Consider the following 17,773-nt stretch of genomic DNA (forward strand, 5'->3'; position numbering starts at 1 on the left):
CCTGCATTGCGCAGCTGTGCCTCTGCAACCTCTAGCATCTATGATCTTTCGCTCTCCTTAAGCGCGGCCAACAAAACGCAATGCAGATATTCACCCGCCGAGCGATGCCTCCTTGTCCTGCAGCCGCCCTTGACACTCGCGACCGCGACAACCATTGCAGCGTTCTGCGGCGATCGAACGCACGAACCGAGGTGGAATGACCTTCGCATTGATGTTTCCGGGCCAGGGCAGCCAGGCCGTCGGCATGGGCCGCGAACTCGCCGCGGCCTCCGCCGCTGCGCGGCGCGTCTTCGAGGAGGTCGACGAGGCGCTCGGCGAGCCGCTCTCGACGCTGATCTGGGACGGGCCCGAGGATCGGCTGACACTGACTTCGAACGCGCAGCCGGCGCTGATGGCGGTGTCGCTGGCGACGATCCGCGCGATGCAGGAGCGTGGGTTCCAGCTGTCTGCCGCGGCCTATGTCGCAGGGCACTCGCTCGGCGAATATTCCGCGTTGGCCGCTGCCGGCGCGCTTACGGTGCGCGATGCGGCCCGGCTTTTGCGCACCCGCGGCGACGCGATGCAGGCGGCGGTCCCGCCGGGCGAGGGCGCGATGGCCGCGCTCATCGGGCTCGAGACGGATGCGGTGGCGGCGCTCTGCGCGGAAGCCGCTGGCGACGGCGTCTGCGAGATCGCCAACGACAATGGCGGTGGCCAGCTGGTGATCTCCGGCACCGCGCCGGCGGTCGCCCGTGCGATGGCGCTCGCTGGCGATCGCGGCGCCAAGCGGGCGATCCCGCTGCCGGTGTCGGCGCCGTTCCACTCCTCGCTGATGCAGCCGGCGGCCGAGCGGATGGCCGAGGCGCTCGCCGGAGCCGAGATCCGTGCGCCGGAGGTGCCGCTCGTCGCCAACGTGCTGGCGCAGCCGGTAACCGCGCCGGACGAGATTCGCCGCCGCCTGGTCGAGCAGGTGACGGGCCAGGTGCGCTGGCGCGAAACCGTGGAGTTCCTCGCCGCCGCCGGCGTCGACACGCTGATCGAGGTCGGCAGCGGCAAGGTGCTGGCGGGCCTGGCCAGGCGGATCGACCGCAACCTGAAGACGCACTCGCTCGGCACGCCTGCCGATCTCGACGCGGCGCCCTGGAACGGGTGACCGCAATCGGCGGCCGGCAGCCGATCGGCCGCCCTTCGTGTTGTTGGAGACCAGACCCATGTTCGACCTCACCGGCCGCAAGGCCCTCGTGACCGGCGCCAGTGGCGGCATCGGCGAGGGCATCGCCCGCGCGCTGCACGCGCGGGGCGCCATCGTCGGCCTGCACGGGACCCGGCGCGACGCGCTGGAGGCTGTGGCCGCTTCGCTGGGCGAACGGGCCCATGTGCTGCCGGCCAATCTGTCCTTGCGCGAGGACCAGAGCGCGCTCGCCGCAGCCGCGGACGCGGCGCTCGGCGGCGTCGACATCCTCGTCAACAACGCGGGCATCACCCGCGACGGCCTGTTCGTGCGGATGTCCGACGAGGATTGGGATGCGGTGCTGGAGGTCGATCTGACGGCGGTCTTCCGCCTGACGCGCGCCTTCACCCATCAGATGATGCGCCGCCGCTATGGCCGCATCGTCAACATCACCTCGATCGTCGGCGTCACCGGCAATCCCGGCCAGACCAACTACTGCGCGGCCAAGGCCGGCATCATCGGCTTTTCCAAGTCACTGGCGCAGGAGATCGCCTCGCGCAACGTCACCGTGAACTGCATCGCACCGGGCTTCATCGCGACGGCGATGACCGACAAGCTCAACGATAAGCAGAAGGAGACGATCATGGGGGCGATCCCGATGAAGCGCATGGGCGGCGTGGAGGATATCGCCGCCGCTGCCGTCTATCTGGCGTCGGAGGAGGCGGCGTACGTGACCGGCCAGACGCTGCACGTCAATGGCGGCATGGCCATGATCTGACCCGCGGGCCGCGCCTTCCGCCGCCCCGAAAGCGGTGGAAAAGACGCGGCGCGGGGAACGGCTTGCGGGAGGCGCAATGCCACGACAGCTTGATCAAACGTCTTCGCGCGTCTAACGAGAGCGACGAAGCCAATCCGGTAGAGGACAAACAATGAGCGATACCGCTGAACGGGTGAAGAAGATCGTCGTCGAGCATCTCGGCGTCGAGCAGGAGAAGGTCACCGAGAACGCCAGCTTCATCGACGATCTCGGCGCCGACAGCCTGGACACGGTCGAGCTCGTGATGGCGTTCGAAGAGGAATTCGGCGTCGAGATTCCGGACGATGCCGCCGAGACCATCCTGACGGTCGGCGACGCTGTCCGCTTCATCGAGAAGAACCAGTCCTGATCCGGCGCCGGCGCGCCGCTTTCGGGCGGCAGCCGGGCCTCACGGCGCGCGGTGACGATCCGCGCTGACCGTTTCAGGAGACGCATCGATCCCGCCCGTCGCCTTCGAACGGCGCGGGGCAATGCCCAGAAGAGTATGGCATGAGACGAGTTGTGATCACCGGCATCGGCATGGTCAGCCCCCTCGGGGTCGGCGCCGATACGAGTTGGCAGCGCCTCATCGCCGGCGTCAGCGGCGCCGGCAAGGTCGAGAGCTTCGAGACCTCGGACCTGGCCTGTCAGGTCGCCTGCCAGATCCCGCGCGGCGACGGCAGCGACGGCACCTTCGATCCGGACCTCTGGATGGAGCCGAAGGAGCAGCGCAAGGTCGACGACTTCATCATCTATGCGGTCGCGGCTGCGGCCGAGGCGCTCGACGACGCAAACTGGCATCCGGAGAGCTACGAGGACCAGATCGCCTCGGGCGTTCTGATCGGCTCGGGCATCGGCGGCCTGCAGGGCATCGAGCGCACCTCCCTCATCCTCGCCGAGAAGGGGCCGCGCCGCGTCAGCCCGTTCTTCATCCCGGGCAGCCTGATCAATCTTGCCTCCGGCCACGTCTCGATCCGCAACGGCCTGAAGGGCCCGAACCATTCGGTGGTGACGGCCTGCTCGACCGGTGCGCACGCCATCGGGGACGCGGCGCGGCTGATCGCGCTCGGCGATGCCGACGTGATGGTCGCCGGCGGCGCCGAGTCGCCGGTGTGCCGCCTGTCGCTGGCAGGCTTTGCGGCCTGCAAGGCCCTTTCGACCCACTTCAACGACGCGCCGCAGCGCGCCTCGCGGCCCTACGACCGCGATCGCGACGGCTTCGTCATGGGTGAGGGTGCGGGCATCGTCGTGCTCGAGGACTACGAGCATGCACTCCGACGCGGCGCCAAGATCTATGCCGAGATCATCGGCTACGGCCTGTCGGGCGACGCCTATCACATCACCGCTCCGGCCGAGGACGGCGACGGCGCCTATCGCTGCATGACGGCGGCGTTGAAGCGGGCCGGCATCCGGCCGGAGGAGATCGACTACATCAACGCGCACGGCACCTCGACGCCGCTTGGTGACGAGATCGAACTGCGGGCGATCGAGCGCCTCGTGGGCGAGGCGGCGTCCGGCATCACGATGTCCTCCACCAAGTCGGCGACGGGCCACCTCCTCGGCGCTGCGGGCGCGGTCGAGGCGATCTTCTCCACGCTCGCCATCCGCGACAACGTCGCGCCGCCGACGCTCAATCTCGACAACCCGTCGGTGGAGACGCCGATCGATCTCGTCCCGCACGTCAAGCGCGAGAAGCGGATCGACGTGGCGCTGTCGAACTCGTTCGGCTTCGGCGGCACCAATGCCTCGCTGGTGTTGCGGCGGGTGGACGCCTAGGTCGCAGGCGCCGTACGAACCGATTTCGCCACAAAAGCGTGGTGCTTCGTCGAGCGCCGGGAGGCCATGGCAGACGATCGTCGTCGCTGTGTCAGCGGCGCAGGCGTGGGTTCTGCCGGGGCTCTGCTTGTTTGTTCAGGCTCGAACGCACGAGGGGTGAAGCGTGACGGATCCTGAGACGGACGACGACCGGTCGCAGCACCGGATGGCGCCGCAGTCGGCCCGCGAGGCGTTGCGCCCCAAGGCGGTGCCGCAGCCGACAAGACGCTCGCGCAGTGCCCGCAGCTTCGTCATCGTCTTCATCAACTTCCTCTTCACCTTGGCCTTCGTGGCGGTGCTCGGCGCCGGCGCGGTGGCCTACTGGAGCAAGAGCACCTTCGAGGGCCGCGGTCCCTTGACGGAAGAGACGACCTATCTGGTTCCGAAGAGCGCCGGCCTGCAATCGATCGCTGCCGGCCTCGAGAGCGCGGGCATCGTCTCCAACAGCTGGATCTTCACCAAGGGCGTGCAGCTGGCCGGTGCGGCCGGCGACCTGAAGGCCGGCGAATACGGCTTCCAGCCGGGCGTCAGCATGCGCGAGGTGATGGACACCATCCGCAGTGGCAACTCGATCCTGCACAGCGTCACGATCCCCGAGGGCTGGACGGTCAAGCAGGTCTTCGACCGGCTGTCGAGCGAGGAAACGCTCACCGGCAATCTGCCGGCGATGCCGTCCGAGGGATCGCTGCGGCCGGAAACCTACAAGTTCACGCGGGGCCTCAGCCGAGCCGATCTCGTGGCGCAGATGAAGTCGGCTCAGGCGAGCCTCGTCGACGAGATCTGGAAGCAACGGGCGCCCGACCTGCCGCTGAAGGACGAGAACCAGTTCGTCACGCTGGCCTCCATCGTCGAGAAGGAAACGGGCGTTCCCGAGGAGCGCCCGCACGTCGCATCGGTCTTCATCAACCGGCTGCGCAAGGGAATGCGGCTGCAGTCCGACCCGACGATCATCTACGGCATCTGGGGCGGCGACGGAAAGCCGGCGGACGAGCCGATCCGTCAGTCGCACATCAAGAGCGACACGCCCTACAACACCTACGTCATCAAGGGCCTGCCGCCGGGACCGATTGCCAATCCGGGACGGGCGGCGCTGGAGGCGGTGGCCAAGCCGATGAAGAGCGACGACATCTATTTCGTCGCCGACGGCAGCGGCGGCCATGCCTTCTCCGCCAGCCTCGACGAGCACAACGCCAATGTCCGACGGCTGCGCCAGCGCGAACGCCAGGACGACGCCGGTGCCGCAGACGACGCGGCGCCGGCGCAATGATCCGCGCCGTGCCCCACCAGACCGCCCGGAGGCTCTGGCGATGAGCGTCGCGAGCATGACCGGCTTCGCCCGCTGCGAAGGCGGCGCCGACGATGTTTCGTTCGTCTGGGAGCTGCGCTCGGTCAACGGCAAGGGGCTCGATCTCAAGATCCGTCTGCCGCAGGGCTTCGAGGCGATCGAGTCCGAGGTTCGCCGCCTGGCCGCCGCACGGCTCACGCGCGGGAACGTGCAGATTTCGCTTCAGGTGCGACGGGGTGAGGAGCGGCCGGACTTCTCGCTGAACGAGGCGATGCTCGAGCAGATGCTCGCCCTGACCCGCCGGCTGGTGGATGGGGGCCATGCCGCACCGCCGACGGCCGACGGGCTTCTCGCCATCCGCGGCGTCATCGACGTCGCCGACTCGAGTGTCGGCGCCGAGGCACTGGCGGAGCGTCACGAACTCGCGCTTGCCCGTTTCGGCGAGGCGCTCGAGCGTTTGTGCGAAGCGCGACGGGAGGAGGGCGCTGCGTTGAAGGCGATCCTCGATCAGCGGATCGCCGAGCTGCACGACCTCGTCATGCGTGCCGAGGCCGATCCCGCCCGCCGTCCGCAGACCATCCGGGCGCGCCTCGCCGCCCAGGTCGCGGAGATCCTCCAGGCGGCCGAGGGTCTCGACGATCAGCGGCTCCACGCCGAGGTCGCGCTCCTCGCCACCAGGGCCGACATCCGCGAGGAACTCGATCGCCTGCGCACCCACCTCGACGCGGCGGCCGCGCTGCTGTCGAGCGGCGGTCCGATCGGCCGGCGCCTCGACTTTTTGTCACAGGAATTCAATCGCGAATCGAATACGATCTGCTCGAAATCCAATGCCGCCTCGCTCACGGCCATCGGCGTCGAGATGAAGGTCGTGGTGGACCAGTTTCGCGAACAGGTACAAAATCTCGAATGAGGTCGTCCTACGACACCCCGTCGGTCATCACCATTCCGCGCCGCGGACTGATGCTGGTCCTGTCCTCGCCGTCGGGTGCGGGCAAGTCCACGATCGCCCGCAACCTGCTCGAGTCCGATCCCACCTTCGCCCTGTCGGTGAGCGTCACGACGCGCAAGAAGCGCGCCAGCGAGATCGAGGGCGTGCACTACCACTTCGTGACGCCGGCCGAGTTCGAGCGACTGCGGTCGAGCGATGCGCTGCTCGAATGGGCCGAGGTGCACGGCAACCTCTATGGGACGCCGCGCGAGCCGGCCGAGCTTGCGATGCGCGCCGGCCGGGACATGCTGTTCGACATCGACTGGCAGGGGGCGCGGCAGCTGCAGGAGAAGGCGAAGGCCGACATCGTTTCGGTCTTCATCCTGCCGCCCTCGATGCAGGAGCTGAAGGCGCGGCTCCTGCGCCGCGCCGAGGATTCGCGCGATACGATCGCGACGCGCATGAAGAATGCCAAGCTCGAGATCGAGCGCTGGAGCGACTACGACTATGTCGTCGTCAACGACGACCTCGACCGCGCCTTCCAGGCGGTGCGCTCGATCGTGGCGGCCGAGCGGTTGCGCCGCGACCGGCGGCCGGGTCTCTTCGACTTCGTGTCGAGCCTTCTAAGCGAAGAGGGCGAGGGACTGGCTGTCGGGACTTCAGAGACAGTTCGCTAGCCGGACGAACTCGGCGACCTCCAGCGTCTCGGCCCGGCGCTGCGGGTCGATGCCGGCCTTCTCCAGCAGCGTCGCCCCGCCGAGGGCCTTGAGGCTCTGGCGCAGCATCTTGCGGCGCTGGCCGAAGGCGGCGGCGGTGATCCGCTCCAGCCCGGCGAGCGGCGCGGGCAGCGGCTCGGCCAGCGGCTCGATCCGCACCACCGAGGACGTGACCTTGGGCGGCGGCGTGAAGGCCTGCGGCGGCACGTCGAAGGCGATGCGGGCGCGGGTGCGCCAGCCTGTCAGGACGCCCAGGCGGCCATAGTGGTCGGTGGCCGGTGCGGCGACGATGCGCTCGGCCACCTCGCGCTGGAACATCAGCGTCAGGTCGCTCCAGCCAGGCGGCCAGTCCGGCACCGTCAGCCAGTTCAGGAGAAGCTGGGTGCCGACATTGTAGGGGAGGTTGGCGACGATCTTCACCGGCCCTCCCGCGAGCGCTCGCAGGTCGACCGTCAGCGCGTCGGCCGAAACGATATCGAGCCGGCCCGGGTAACGCGCCACGATCGCCTCCAGCGCGGGCAGGCAGCGCCGGTCCTTTTCGATCGCGATCACCCGTGCCGCGCCGGTTGCGAGCAGCGCGCGCGTCAGCCCGCCGGGGCCGGGGCCGACTTCGACGACCGTCGCCCCCTCGAGCGGGGCCGCCTGCCTTGCGATCTTGGCCGTCAGGTTGAGGTCGAGAAGGAAGTTCTGGCCGAGCGCCTTCTTAGGGTCGAGGCCGAAGGCGGCCATCACCTCGCGTAGCGGCGGCAGATCGTCGATGGCGCTCACGCTTCGGCGGATGCCGTGGCTCGGCCGCCGGCGGCCATGCGGGCCGCGAGCCGGAGCGCGGCGACGAAGCTGTCCGGCCGCGCCCGGCCCGTGCCGGCAATGTCGGCGGCCGTGCCGTGGTCCGGCGAGGTGCGGATGATCGGCAGGCCGAGGGTGCAGTTCACCGTCTCGTCGAAGGCGAGCGTCTTGGCCGGAATCAGCGCCTGGTCGTGATACATGCAGAGCGCGACGTCGTAGCGCTCGCGCGCCTGGCGGTGGAACATCGTGTCCGCCGGCAGCGGCCCGACCGCGTCGATGTCCATCGCCCGCAGGGCCTCCACCGCCGGACGGATCACCGTCTCGTCCTCGCGCCCCATCGCGCCGCGCTCCCCGGCATGCGGGTTGAGGCCCGAGACGGCGAGGCGGGGGGCCGCGAGGCCGAAGCGGGCGACGAGGTCGCGGGCGGTGATGCGGCCGGTCTCGATGATCAGCTCGCGCGTCAGCTGCTTCGGCACCTCGGCGAGCGGGATGTGGATGGTGACGGGCACGCAGGCGAGTTCGGGTCCCGTCAGGAGCATGACCGGCAGCACCGGATCGCCGCCCGCACGGGCGCAGAGCTCGGCGAGGTATTCGGTGTGGCCGGGATGACGGAAGCCGGCGTCGTAGAGCGCCTTCTTGTCGATCGGATTGGTGACGACGCCACTCACCTCGCCGCGCAAGGCAAGAGCGACGGCGCGATCGATCGCCTCGATCGTGCCGGCGGCGTTGGCCGGATCGATGCGCCCGGGGCCTTCGACCTGATGGTTTTGCAGCCGCAGCACGGGGAGCACGCCATCCTGGAACGCGCCGACCGCCTCTTCGAGCGGACCGATCTCGATCAGTCGGATGTCGAGCCCGAGCCGGTCCGCGCGGCCTCGGAGCATGGCCGGATCGGCCAGCATCACGAAGGGCGGCAGCGAACGCGTGTCGCGCGCGGCGAAGGCCGCAAGGGTGACGTCGGCGCCGATGCCCGACGGCTCGCCGACCGTGACCGCGAGCAGGCCTGATGCGCCTGCGGGGGACGTCACTTCTTCACGATCCGCGCCTTGTCGCGCAGCTGCTTCAGAAAGTCCTTGTCGGGCTCTTCCTGCCCCAGCTTCTCGAGGTCGCGCGCCTGGAACACGAGCTTGGCCGCGACGTCGTCGGACACGGTGCGGCTGTCGCAGACGGCAATGAACTCGACGCCGCGCTCGGTCGGCTTCACCGGAGTGGTCTGGCCCGGGTTCAGCTTGACGATGTCGTCCTTCCAGCGCGGCGGCAGCTCCGGTTGGGCGACGCGGCCGAGATCGCGCACGGTGACGTCGATGAGACCCTTGGCGACGTCATAGGTGGAGTCGCAGCCGCGGAAGCGCTGCCGCAGGCCATTGGCCTCCGCTGTGCGCTGCGGGGTCTTGGCCTTCTTCTCCGCATCCGGGATGACGAAGATCACCTGCTGCAGCGTGTATTCGGTGGTGCTCGGCTTCTCGCCGCCATTGGCGAGCATGCGCTGCACCACGTCCTGATCCGACAGGCGGTCGCGCTGGCGCATGTTGGCCTGCACGGCCTGGCCCCAGCCGATCTGCACGCGGATATAATCCTTGAAGGCATCCGCCGAGAAACCGGCACGCGACAGGATCTCGGAGAGCTGCGCCGGGGTCAGCTTGTTGTCGGAGGCGAATTTCTGGAACGCCTCGTCCACCATCGCGTCCGGCACCTGGATGCCGCGCCGCCGGATCTCCTGCTTCTTCAGCGCCTCGTCGATCAGCTCGTCGGTCGCCGCCTGCTGGAGGTCGCCCTTGACGTGCCGCAGCCTCAGGAAGGCGGCCCGCAGCTGGATCTGGTAGCTGGTGATCGGCTCGCGGTTGACCGCGACCTTCACCGAGGACGCCGCCAGAGCCGGACCACCCGCGACCGGCCCGGCCGCGACGGCCGCGGCCGCCAGCGCGACCGCGACGGCGGACCGGATGAACAAACTGCGTGGGGTCATCGATGGGCTCCGTCCGATCCTTCGAGCATGATCCTGGGCGCTCGATAGCGGGCGCTCTTGGCGAAAGCGTGATGGATCAGCTGCCGTTCTCTTTCTTGTTCAGGTCGTAGCTGTACTTCGTGTCGGCGATGGTGCGAAGGCCGATGGTGAAGAGCAGCGTCGTTTCCGCCTCGGTCTGCTGATAGCGATCGTTCGTCTCCTGGTACGTCGCCGTCAAGGTGAAGCATTCGTCGGCATAGCCGACACCGAAGGAGCGGTTGATGATCGCGTCGTTCTCGAGGTCGTAGCCGAGCCCGCCGAACGCGCTCCAGTTGTCGGTGAGCTTCAGGTTGCCGCTGACGTTGATCTGCCGGCGGTCGACGGGGACGCCGTAGATCGGCTGGGCGCCGATGAAGGAATAGGTGAGACCGGCGCTGAAGCGGCTGCTGCCATACGTGGCGCTGACGTCGGTGCGCCGGTTCTCGAAGCTTTCCTCGTCGAAACGCCCCTGGGTCCCGAGCGTCAGTCCGATCGGCAGGGTGAGCGCCAGGCTGCCGACATAGTCGGACACGTCCGTCTCCAGACCGGAGTCATAGCCGACCAGGGCGAAGTCGTCGGTCTGGGCGAAGGAGTTCTCGCCGAAGAGATGGTAGGATTGGCCGAACATCGCGTCAAGCGTGTAGCCGGTGTCGAGGGTCCCGACATACTTCAGGCCGACGTTCAGGCGGGTGCCACCCTCGACCCGGTCGAAGCCGGAGAACTTGTCCTCGCTGAAGAGGTTCGAGGTGTTGAAGACGAGGCTCTGCGCATCCTCGTTCGGCAGCTGTCCGACCTGCATCTCGTTCGGCCGCACCAGCAGTTGCGCGATCGGCTCGATGACCTGCGAACTGTGCGGCGACTGCAGCAGCCACGGATAGCGCACCAGCAGCGAGCCTGTCGGCATGACGCGGCCACCCGATCCGTCGGGATCCAGATCTCGTGTCGGATCTTTAGGAAGGTCGTCGAAATCCATGCTCGAACTGTAGACATCACCGCGCAGCGAGGCTCCCGGGGTGATCACCAGGCCGGCGTCCGTCGTGAAGGCGCGCTGCCAGTAGGCGCGTGCCGAGGCGCGCGTGTAGTCGCCTTCAAGACCAGTGTACCGGTAGATATCCGTAGGCACCGAGCATTGCGCATTGACGTAGAATTCAGGCGACGAGCACACGGCTGACAGGGCTGCATCGCCGCGCGACAGATGCACGGCGTTGGCCACCAGGCCGGCCTCGCCGCCGAACACGGGGTTCTGGTCGATGTACTCGTAGTCCAGCGTCGGCGTGACGATCGGCTGGTAGTTCTCTTCCGTCCCGCTCTTGCTCTGGATTTCGAACTTCTGGCCGCGCAGGTCGAAGAAGCTCCTGTCGCCGAGCCCGGTGAGGTAGATCTCCGAGGTGTGATAGGTCTGGTCGAAGCCCTCGATCGCGTAGACCTGCGAGAAGTTCTCGTCCGTCTGGGCGAGGATGTTCCAGCCGAACGTCCAGTTCGGATTGATCTCGAAGCGGCCGGTGGTGCCGATCATGCCGCGCGAGTCGGAGGTGGAACTCGGGGTGTCGACGGTCCCGCCGTCGCTGAGGAACGCGTCCGGCTCGCGCTGGTCGATGCCGGCGAGCTTCAGCGTGTAGTAGCCGTTCTCGAAGGCCTGTCGCACCTCGACTTCGCCGAGGAGACCCTGGCGGGTGAAGTAGGTGGGGGTGATCGTCGCGTCGAGGCTGTCCGACAGCGCCCAGAAATACGGCACCTTGACGCCGAAGCCGAGCTTCTTGGACTGCCGGTAGGTGGGCGCGAGGAAGCCGCTCTTGCGCTTCACCGTCGGGTCGGGCGACTGGAAGTACGGCAGGTACGCGATCGGGGCGCCGAAGAACTCGAAGCGCGCGCCGTAGTAGCGCACGACCTTTTCCTGCTGGTTCCAGACGATCCGCCGGGCCTTGACCTGCCACAGCGGCGCGCGCTCGGGGTGTTCCCGGCAGGACTCGCAGGCGGTGTAGACACCCTGCTCGAACGACGTGACGCTGCCGGACTGGCGCACGCCGGTCGCGGCGGCGAAACGGGTGTTCTCCGGGGTCTCGATGCGCAGCGCCTTGACGAAGCCATCGGCGAAATCATCGCTGATGTCGGCCACGTCGGCGTAGACCTTGTTGCCGTCGGGCTGCTGCATCTGCACGTCGCCGCGCGCGAAAAGCCGCTTGGTCTTCTGGTTGTAGGTCACCTCGCGCGAGACGAGCTTGTAGCCGCCATAGTCGATCTGCACGCCGCCCGACGCGGTGACGATGCCGGTGTCGCTGTCGTAAGTCACCGTGTCGGCTTCGAGGAACATCTGTGCGTCTTTCGGCACATCGACGTTCGACCCGAAATTCGTCACGCTCGGCTGCGCGTGCGCGGGCAGGGCGAGCGTCACCAGGACGACCGCCAGCGTGCCGGCGAGATGCGCGGCCGATCGCGCGGGAGAACGGGTCCCGCGGCGAGAGGTCCCCCTCGCTCTCATACTAACCATCCTCCTGATACAGCAGTGCCGTTACCCCAAACAGCCCTGCTGCCACCGCCGGAAACCATGCTGCGATCACCGGTGGGATGATCGCATTGCTACCCAATGCCTGCGCCAGAAAGGTGACAACGTATAGCACGAAGCCAGCCGTGATTCCGCCGATGATGGTCCTACCAGACTGGCCGGTTCTGGCAAACTTGACCGATACCGTCGCCGCGAGCAGCGTCATCGCAACGAACAGTGCAGGACGGGCCAGCAAGGTGTTGTATTGCATGGCAAAAGCGTCGGCGTTGTAGCCGAGGCTGCGCGCCGCCTGAATTTTCGAGTGCAGCTGCCAGAGCGGGATGCTGTCGGGATTGGCGAGACGCTCTTCCACATATTCCGGCTTGAGCGTCGTCGGCAGCTCGATCGTCTTCGGCGGGTCGGGCGAGAATCCGATGCGCGTGACGACGGCGTTTTCCATCACCCAGCTGTGCTCGATCAGGTCGGCTTGCGGTGCATCGATCCGCTCGCGCACCGTGCCGTTGTCGCCGATCACGTAGGCCGTGACGCCGGCGAGCTCGAGGCCGCCCTTCGAGATCGCCCTTGCCCCGAGGATCGATTCGACCCCGTCGGCGGACTGGCGCAGCCACGGGATCCGGTCCGAGCTGCTTTCCACGTGACCGCCGCTGGTGATGCGGGTTTCGAGCTCCGCCCCCTTGGCGATGGCCGCAGCTGCGAGCGGATTGTAGACGCAGACGGCAAAGACGCCGATCAGCGCGGATGCCGCCACGAACGGAGCGACGATCTGCCAGACGGACACGCCGGCGGCGCGTGCGACCACGAGCTCCAGTCTGCGGTTGAGCGAGAGCAGCGTGAAGATCGAGGAGAAGAGGATGATGAACGGGAAGGCCTGTTCCACGAATGACGGCACCCGCAAGGCCGACAGCAGCGCGGCGACGGAGAAGCTGAGATCGGCGAACTGGCCGCGACGACCCACCTCGATCATGTCGATCAGATAGACGAGCGCGAAGATCGCGACGAGCGTCGAGAAGACGCTCGAGACGAAGCGGCGGAAGAAGTAGCCGTTGAGGGTGGCGTTCAAGTCCGCCCTCCCGGACCGTGGCCGGCATCGGCCGCCGCTAGCGAGGGCCGCATCCGCTGGCCGAGGCGACGCAGTCCGTCGCCGAGACGCGCCAGCGGGGCGACGCGCGCCAGGTCGACGTTGAGCACCAGCAGCACCGCGCTCGAGACGATCGAGGCGATCGGCAGGGCGTAGACCAGCCAGACCGGCTGCGCGTTCGCGTTGATCAGCGAAATCGCCACGAAGCCGGAAGCCTTCAAGGCGAGCGCCCCGCAAAGGCCGACGCCGGTGGTCCAGCCGGAGCTCTGGCGATGCGTGCGCGGTTGTCCGGCCACCACGAGGGCCCAGAGCGCGAAGGCGATGGGATAGAGCCAGTCCGAGAAGCGCTGCACGATCTCCTTGGCGAAGTCATAGGGGCGGCGCTGATAGTCGCGGTCGTTCGGATTTGGGGCCAGGAGGTCGCTCGTCGACCGCTCGGACGTGCGGATCCAGTCGCCGCCATTGCTCGGCTGCAGGTCGGCGAGATCGAAGGCGTAGGTGTGGAACTGGATGATGGAGACCGAGCCGTCCGTCTTCGACTGGCGGTGCAGCTGCCCGTCGAACAGCATCAGGAAGGACTGGCCTTCGCGCTGCACGATCTGCGCGCTCTTGGCGAAATAGGTGAGGTCGAGCTGCGGATCGCGCCGGTCCGAGATGAACAGGCTGTCGATCTGCGAGCCGCGGGCATTGCCGATGCTGATCACCAGCCCGTCCTGGACCCGCTCGAAGCGGCCCGGCTGCAGAAACAGCGTGATCGCGTCGGCGTTGACCCCGCGCAGCCCCGTGAAGAAGGACTTCTGCGCGAGCGGGCCGATGACGTGCGAATTGATGAGGATCGCCGCGGCGGCCGCCAGCCCGAGATACAGGACCGGCTTGATCACCGTCCACCGCGGCGCACCGGCTGCGGCGATGACGGCGCGTTCGGAATCCCCGTTGAGCGCGTTCAGCGCCTGGATCGAACCGATCAGCACGGCAAAGGGAAGCACGCCGGCCGCCAGATTGGGCAGCAGCATCAGCGCGATCCAGAAGATGTTGCCGGCGGCCGAAGCGCTGGTGCGCACGATGTCGATCCGCTGCAGCGCCTGGACGATCCACACGATGAGCACCAGCGACGCCAGCGAGCTGACGCAGTAGAGGGCCGCCCGCCGGAAGATGTATCGTTCGAGGAGGCTCATCCGCGGGCTGACGTTCCACACTTGACGGTTGGAGGCCGAGAGGCACGGCCCTTCGGGTGCGGCCCCGCACGAGAAGGCCCATGCTTAGCCTACACTGAAACAGCTTGGCTAAAGAAGGGCGAAGAGGCGCGGTTAACAACCGGTTAGCGCTCTTGCCGGCGGAGTGTGACTTTCCATCTACGATGCCGGTTTGCATCGCCGGGCGCGTCACTTACACAAGATGGCGACGTCCGTGGTGACATCGATGCGACAGATCCCGATGGAGAAATGATGCCGGCCCTTCCGTCCCTCTCTCTCGTGCCCCTGCAGATGCCGCGGACCGGCACCCTCGTGGTCCTCGCCGGCGCGGATGCCGCCACCGCCGCGTCGCTGCCCGAAGCCGTGCGCAGTCACGTCGCGCGCGCCGGGTCAGCCTACAAGTTCAAGGGCAAGTCGCTGGCGGTGATGGATCTCCTCGCGCCCGAGGGCATCGGTCCGGACAGGATCCTGGTGATCGGGCTCGATGCCGACAAGCCGCTCGCCGAAGAGGACTGGCTGAAGCTCGGCGGTGCCGTCGCCGGGCGGGTGAAGGGCGCCGGAGCGGTCACCGTCTGGCTCGACCGCGCGGCCGGATCGGTCGGCGCGGCGGAGGCGGCATGGTTCGCGCAGGGCCTGCAGATGCGGTCCTACAGCTTCGACGCCTACAAGTCGGTGAAGAGCGAAGACGAATCGGACGCGCAGGCCGACAGCGTCTCGCTGGCGCTCGCCGATCCAGAGGCGGCGAGGGGTCACCTGGCCACCGCCGCCGCAGTCGCCGATGGCGTCGCGCTGGCGCGCGATCTCGTCAACGAGCCGGCCAACGTGCTGGGACCGGTCGAGTTCGCCGACCGTCTGACGGAGCTGTCGAAGCAGGGCGTCGAGGTCGAGGTGTTGACCGAGGCCGAGATGCGCGCTCTCGGGATGAACGCGCTCCTCGGGGTGGCGCAGGGATCGCCGCGTCCGCCGCGGCTCGTGGTCATGCGCTGGAATGGCGCTGAGGGCGACGCGGCGCCGGTGGCCTTCATCGGCAAGGGTGTCGTCTTCGACACCGGCGGCGTGTCCATCAAGCCGGCCGCCGGCATGGAGGACATGAAGGGCGACATGGGCGGCGCAGCCGCCGTGTCCGGTCTCATGCTGGCCCTCGCCGGCCGCAAGGCCAAGGTCAACGCGATCGGCATCGTCGGGCTGGTCGAGAACGCCGTCGACGGCAACGCGCAGCGGCCGGGCGACATCGTCAAGGCGATGTCGGGGACCACGATCGAGGTCAACAACACCGATGCGGAAGGTCGCCTCGTGCTCGCCGACGCGCTCTGGTACTGCCAGGACCGCTTCAAGCCGCGCTTCATGATCAATCTCGCGACCCTCACCGGGGCCATCATCGTCGCGCTCGGCAACCATCACGCCGGCCTCTTCTCCAACGACGACGAGCTATCGGAGCGGCTGGCTGCGGCTGGCCGGGTAACGGGGGAGAAGGTTTGGCGCATGCCGCTCGGGCCCGAATACGACAAGCTGATCGAGGGCAAGTTCGCCGACATCAAGAATGTCGGCGCCGGGCGCGCGGCCGGATCCATCACCGCCGCTCAGTTCCTTCAGCGCTTCGTGAACACGGTGGCCTGGGCCCATCTCGACATCGCCGGCACCGCGATGGGCTCGCCGGCGAACGAGTACAACCAGTCCTGGGGTTCGGGCTTCGGGGTCCGGCTGCTCGACCGTCTCGTGACGGACCACTACGAGACCCGCTGATCCCGTCATGGCGGAGGTGCTGTTTTATCATCTCACCGAAAGCCGGCTGGAGGACGCACTTCCGGATCTCCTCGCACGCAGCCTCGCACGGGGATGGCGCGCGGTCGTCCAACTGGCCTCGGAGGAGCGCCGCGATGCACTCGACCACCATCTTTGGGTGTTCAGGGACGACGCCTTCCTGCCGCACGGCACGGACGCGGAGGCGAACGCCGCACTGCAGCCGGTGCTGCTGACCGTCTCACCCGACCAGCGCGCGAACCAGCCGAACGTCCGGTTCATGCTGGAGGGCGCGGTGCCGGACTCGCTCGAGGGCTACGAGCGCGGCGTCTACCTGTTCGACGGCCACGACGACAGCCAGGTCGAGGCGGCGCGCAAGCGCTGGACCGCCGAAAGGGGCGCCGGGCATGTCGTCACCTACTGGCAGCAGACCGAGGACCGTCGCTGGGTGCGCAAGGCCTGAATGCACGGCCCGGCCAACGGCCGGGTCGGAGGCTGGATGGCTTCAGAGTGTGTCGGTGGATGCGCCGTGGGTGGAGAGGTGCGGGCCGTCGCCAGCCGACGCGGCGCTCGCCACGTGCACCTTGTTCCGGCCCGCACGCTTCGACTGGTACAGCGCGCGGTCGGCCCGGCTCACCGCCTGCAGGATCGTCTCGTTGCCGACCCGCAGTTCCGCCGCGCCGAAGCTCGCGGTCGCCTTGATCGTCGTGCCCTCCCAGGCGAATCCAAGCGCTTCGAACTTCGCCCGCAGCCGCTCGGCGATCGCGGCCGCCGCCTCGACCGTGCTGCCGGGGCAGAGGGCGTAGAACTCCTCGCCGCCGGCGCGCGCGAACATGTTGTCCTTGCCGATCTCGCTGCGCAGCACGTCCACGAAGCCGCACAGGACGATGTCGCCCGCCGCGTGTCCGTAGGCGTCGTTGATGCTCTTGAAGTGGTCGAGGTCCATGACGAGGACCGAGAGCGGCTGGCGGGTCTCCTGCACCGAGCGTTCCAGCGCCGCGGCCAACTCCATGAACTTGCGGCGGTTGAAGGCCTGGGTCAGCGGATCCCGGTCGGCGGCATCCTTGAGCCGGAATTCCAGCCGCTTGTATTCGGTGACGTCGAGGAGTGCGCCGGCGATACCGGAGGGCGCGCCGTCGGGGCCGGCCACCGCGGACTTGTGGATGCAGACGTCCCGCAGGCTGCCGTCGGCGAACCGCACCCGGGTCTCGTAGACCTGCGTGCCACCGGTGCGCAGCAGGATCTGGTCGGCCTGCTCGTAGATCCGGGCAAGGTTCATCGGCTGGATGTCGTAGACGGTGGCGCCGACGATCTGCGCCGAGGGTCGTCCGATCAGCCGCTCGAACGCCTTGTTGCAGCCGACATAGCGGCCGTCGGAGCCGGTGAAGAAGATCGGCGAGGGCAGGTTGTCGATGCTGGCCTGGACGAAGCCGCGCTGGGCCGCGAGATCGGCGCCGTCCGCAGGACGGGTCGTACGCTCGAGCGCCAGCCGAACCGCGCGCCGCAGCGCCAGGGCGAGGTCGTCGGGCTGGAGCGAGGCGGCCACGTCGTCCGCGCCGCTCTCGAACAGCGCGTCCACGTCATCGGCCGAGAGCGGCTCGTCCGCAACGACCACGATGACCGCGCATGCGCCGATCAGCAGCCTGAGCCTTGCAAGACTGCCGCGCACGTCGTCGCGGGCGACGAAGACCGCGGCGGCCGCATCGCGTCGCGGCAAGTCGTCGCTCCAGACGCCGAGCGGGTCGAGCGTTCGAGGACGCCCACCGCCGAAGGGGGCGTGCCAGTGGAGCGATACCCGC

Annotated in this window: 16 protein-coding genes; 9 read left to right on the forward strand and 7 right to left on the reverse strand. The window is 68.1% G+C overall.

What is annotated here, in order from left to right; genetic code table 11:
* The first annotated feature begins 196 nt into the window (after window positions 1–196).
* The 7 genes from fabD (at window position 197) to gmk (ending at window position 6,651) form a co-directional block, all read left to right on the forward strand.
* A complete protein-coding gene (gene fabD / locus NPA30_RS04120) occupies window positions 197–1,132 on the forward strand; it encodes an ACP S-malonyltransferase (protein ID WP_256801091.1) in 936 nt (311 codons plus the stop codon).
* 58 nt (window positions 1,133–1,190) lie between these two features.
* The gene (gene fabG, locus NPA30_RS04125) at window positions 1,191–1,928 is read left to right on the forward strand and encodes a 3-oxoacyl-[acyl-carrier-protein] reductase (RefSeq protein WP_256801092.1); all 738 of its coding nucleotides are present in this window, start codon (window positions 1,191–1,193) and stop codon (window positions 1,926–1,928) included.
* A gap of 151 nt (window positions 1,929–2,079) precedes the next feature.
* On the forward strand, window positions 2,080–2,316 hold the full coding sequence (locus NPA30_RS04130; RefSeq protein WP_256801093.1) for an acyl carrier protein: 237 nt from the start codon (window positions 2,080–2,082) through the stop codon (window positions 2,314–2,316).
* A 140-nt stretch (window positions 2,317–2,456) separates the two neighbouring features.
* Window positions 2,457–3,722 (forward strand): beta-ketoacyl-ACP synthase II, encoded by a 1,266-nt coding sequence (gene fabF / locus NPA30_RS04135; RefSeq protein WP_256801094.1) that lies wholly within the window; start codon window positions 2,457–2,459, stop codon window positions 3,720–3,722.
* 205 nt (window positions 3,723–3,927) lie between these two features.
* On the forward strand, window positions 3,928–5,028 hold the full coding sequence (gene mltG, locus NPA30_RS04140; RefSeq protein WP_306228764.1) for an endolytic transglycosylase MltG: 1,101 nt from the start codon (window positions 3,928–3,930) through the stop codon (window positions 5,026–5,028).
* 40 nt (window positions 5,029–5,068) lie between these two features.
* Window positions 5,069–5,956: a YicC/YloC family endoribonuclease gene (locus NPA30_RS04145; RefSeq protein ID WP_256801096.1), complete on the forward strand. Its 888-nt coding sequence runs from the start codon at window positions 5,069–5,071 to the stop codon at window positions 5,954–5,956.
* Window positions 5,953–6,651, forward strand: coding sequence for a guanylate kinase (gmk, locus tag NPA30_RS04150; protein WP_256801097.1), 699 nt, complete (start codon window positions 5,953–5,955; stop codon window positions 6,649–6,651). Before NPA30_RS04145 ends, gmk begins: the two co-directional genes overlap by 4 nt.
* Here the strand turns inward: gmk and rsmA are convergent.
* From rsmA to NPA30_RS04180, 6 genes are all read right to left on the reverse strand, one after another.
* A complete protein-coding gene (gene rsmA, locus NPA30_RS04155; RefSeq protein WP_256801098.1) occupies window positions 6,634–7,458 on the reverse strand; it encodes a 16S rRNA (adenine(1518)-N(6)/adenine(1519)-N(6))-dimethyltransferase RsmA in 825 nt (274 codons plus the stop codon). The genes gmk and rsmA overlap by 18 nt on opposite strands.
* Window positions 7,455–8,504 carry a 4-hydroxythreonine-4-phosphate dehydrogenase PdxA gene (gene pdxA / locus NPA30_RS04160; protein ID WP_256801099.1) on the reverse strand — a complete coding sequence of 350 codons (1,050 nt, stop codon included), beginning with the start codon at window positions 8,502–8,504 and terminating at the stop codon, window positions 7,455–7,457. The genes rsmA and pdxA overlap by 4 nt, the downstream gene beginning before the upstream one ends.
* Window positions 8,501–9,442: a peptidylprolyl isomerase gene (locus NPA30_RS04165; protein WP_256801100.1), complete on the reverse strand. Its 942-nt coding sequence runs from the start codon at window positions 9,440–9,442 to the stop codon at window positions 8,501–8,503. Before NPA30_RS04165 ends, pdxA begins: the two co-directional genes overlap by 4 nt.
* A gap of 76 nt (window positions 9,443–9,518) precedes the next feature.
* Window positions 9,519–11,939 carry an LPS-assembly protein LptD gene (locus NPA30_RS04170; protein WP_256801101.1) on the reverse strand — a complete coding sequence of 807 codons (2,421 nt, stop codon included), beginning with the start codon at window positions 11,937–11,939 and terminating at the stop codon, window positions 9,519–9,521.
* A gap of 1 nt (window position 11,940) precedes the next feature.
* On the reverse strand, window positions 11,941–13,023 hold the full coding sequence (gene lptG, locus NPA30_RS04175; protein WP_256801102.1) for an LPS export ABC transporter permease LptG: 1,083 nt from the start codon (window positions 13,021–13,023) through the stop codon (window positions 11,941–11,943).
* Window positions 13,020–14,216 (reverse strand): LptF/LptG family permease, encoded by a 1,197-nt coding sequence (locus tag NPA30_RS04180; protein WP_256801103.1) that lies wholly within the window; start codon window positions 14,214–14,216, stop codon window positions 13,020–13,022. Before NPA30_RS04180 ends, lptG begins: the two co-directional genes overlap by 4 nt.
* 270 nt (window positions 14,217–14,486) lie before the next feature.
* On the opposite strand from NPA30_RS04180, the gene NPA30_RS04185 reads away from it, so the two are divergent.
* Both NPA30_RS04185 and NPA30_RS04190 read left to right on the forward strand, forming a co-directional pair.
* The gene (locus NPA30_RS04185) at window positions 14,487–15,977 is read left to right on the forward strand and encodes a leucyl aminopeptidase (RefSeq protein ID WP_256801104.1); all 1,491 of its coding nucleotides are present in this window, start codon (window positions 14,487–14,489) and stop codon (window positions 15,975–15,977) included.
* 7 nt (window positions 15,978–15,984) lie between these two features.
* The gene (locus tag NPA30_RS04190; protein ID WP_256801105.1) at window positions 15,985–16,437 is read left to right on the forward strand and encodes a DNA polymerase III subunit chi; all 453 of its coding nucleotides are present in this window, start codon (window positions 15,985–15,987) and stop codon (window positions 16,435–16,437) included.
* A 42-nt stretch (window positions 16,438–16,479) separates the two neighbouring features.
* On the opposite strand, the gene NPA30_RS04195 is transcribed toward NPA30_RS04190, so the two are convergent.
* Window positions 16,480–17,691: a sensor domain-containing diguanylate cyclase gene (locus NPA30_RS04195; RefSeq protein ID WP_256801106.1), complete on the reverse strand. Its 1,212-nt coding sequence runs from the start codon at window positions 17,689–17,691 to the stop codon at window positions 16,480–16,482.
* Window positions 17,692–17,773 lie beyond the last annotated feature (82 nt).

It is taken from the genome of Mangrovibrevibacter kandeliae, assembly GCF_024519155.1.
GTDB classification, from domain to species: Bacteria; Pseudomonadota; Alphaproteobacteria; order Rhizobiales; family Rhizobiaceae; genus Mangrovibrevibacter; species Mangrovibrevibacter kandeliae.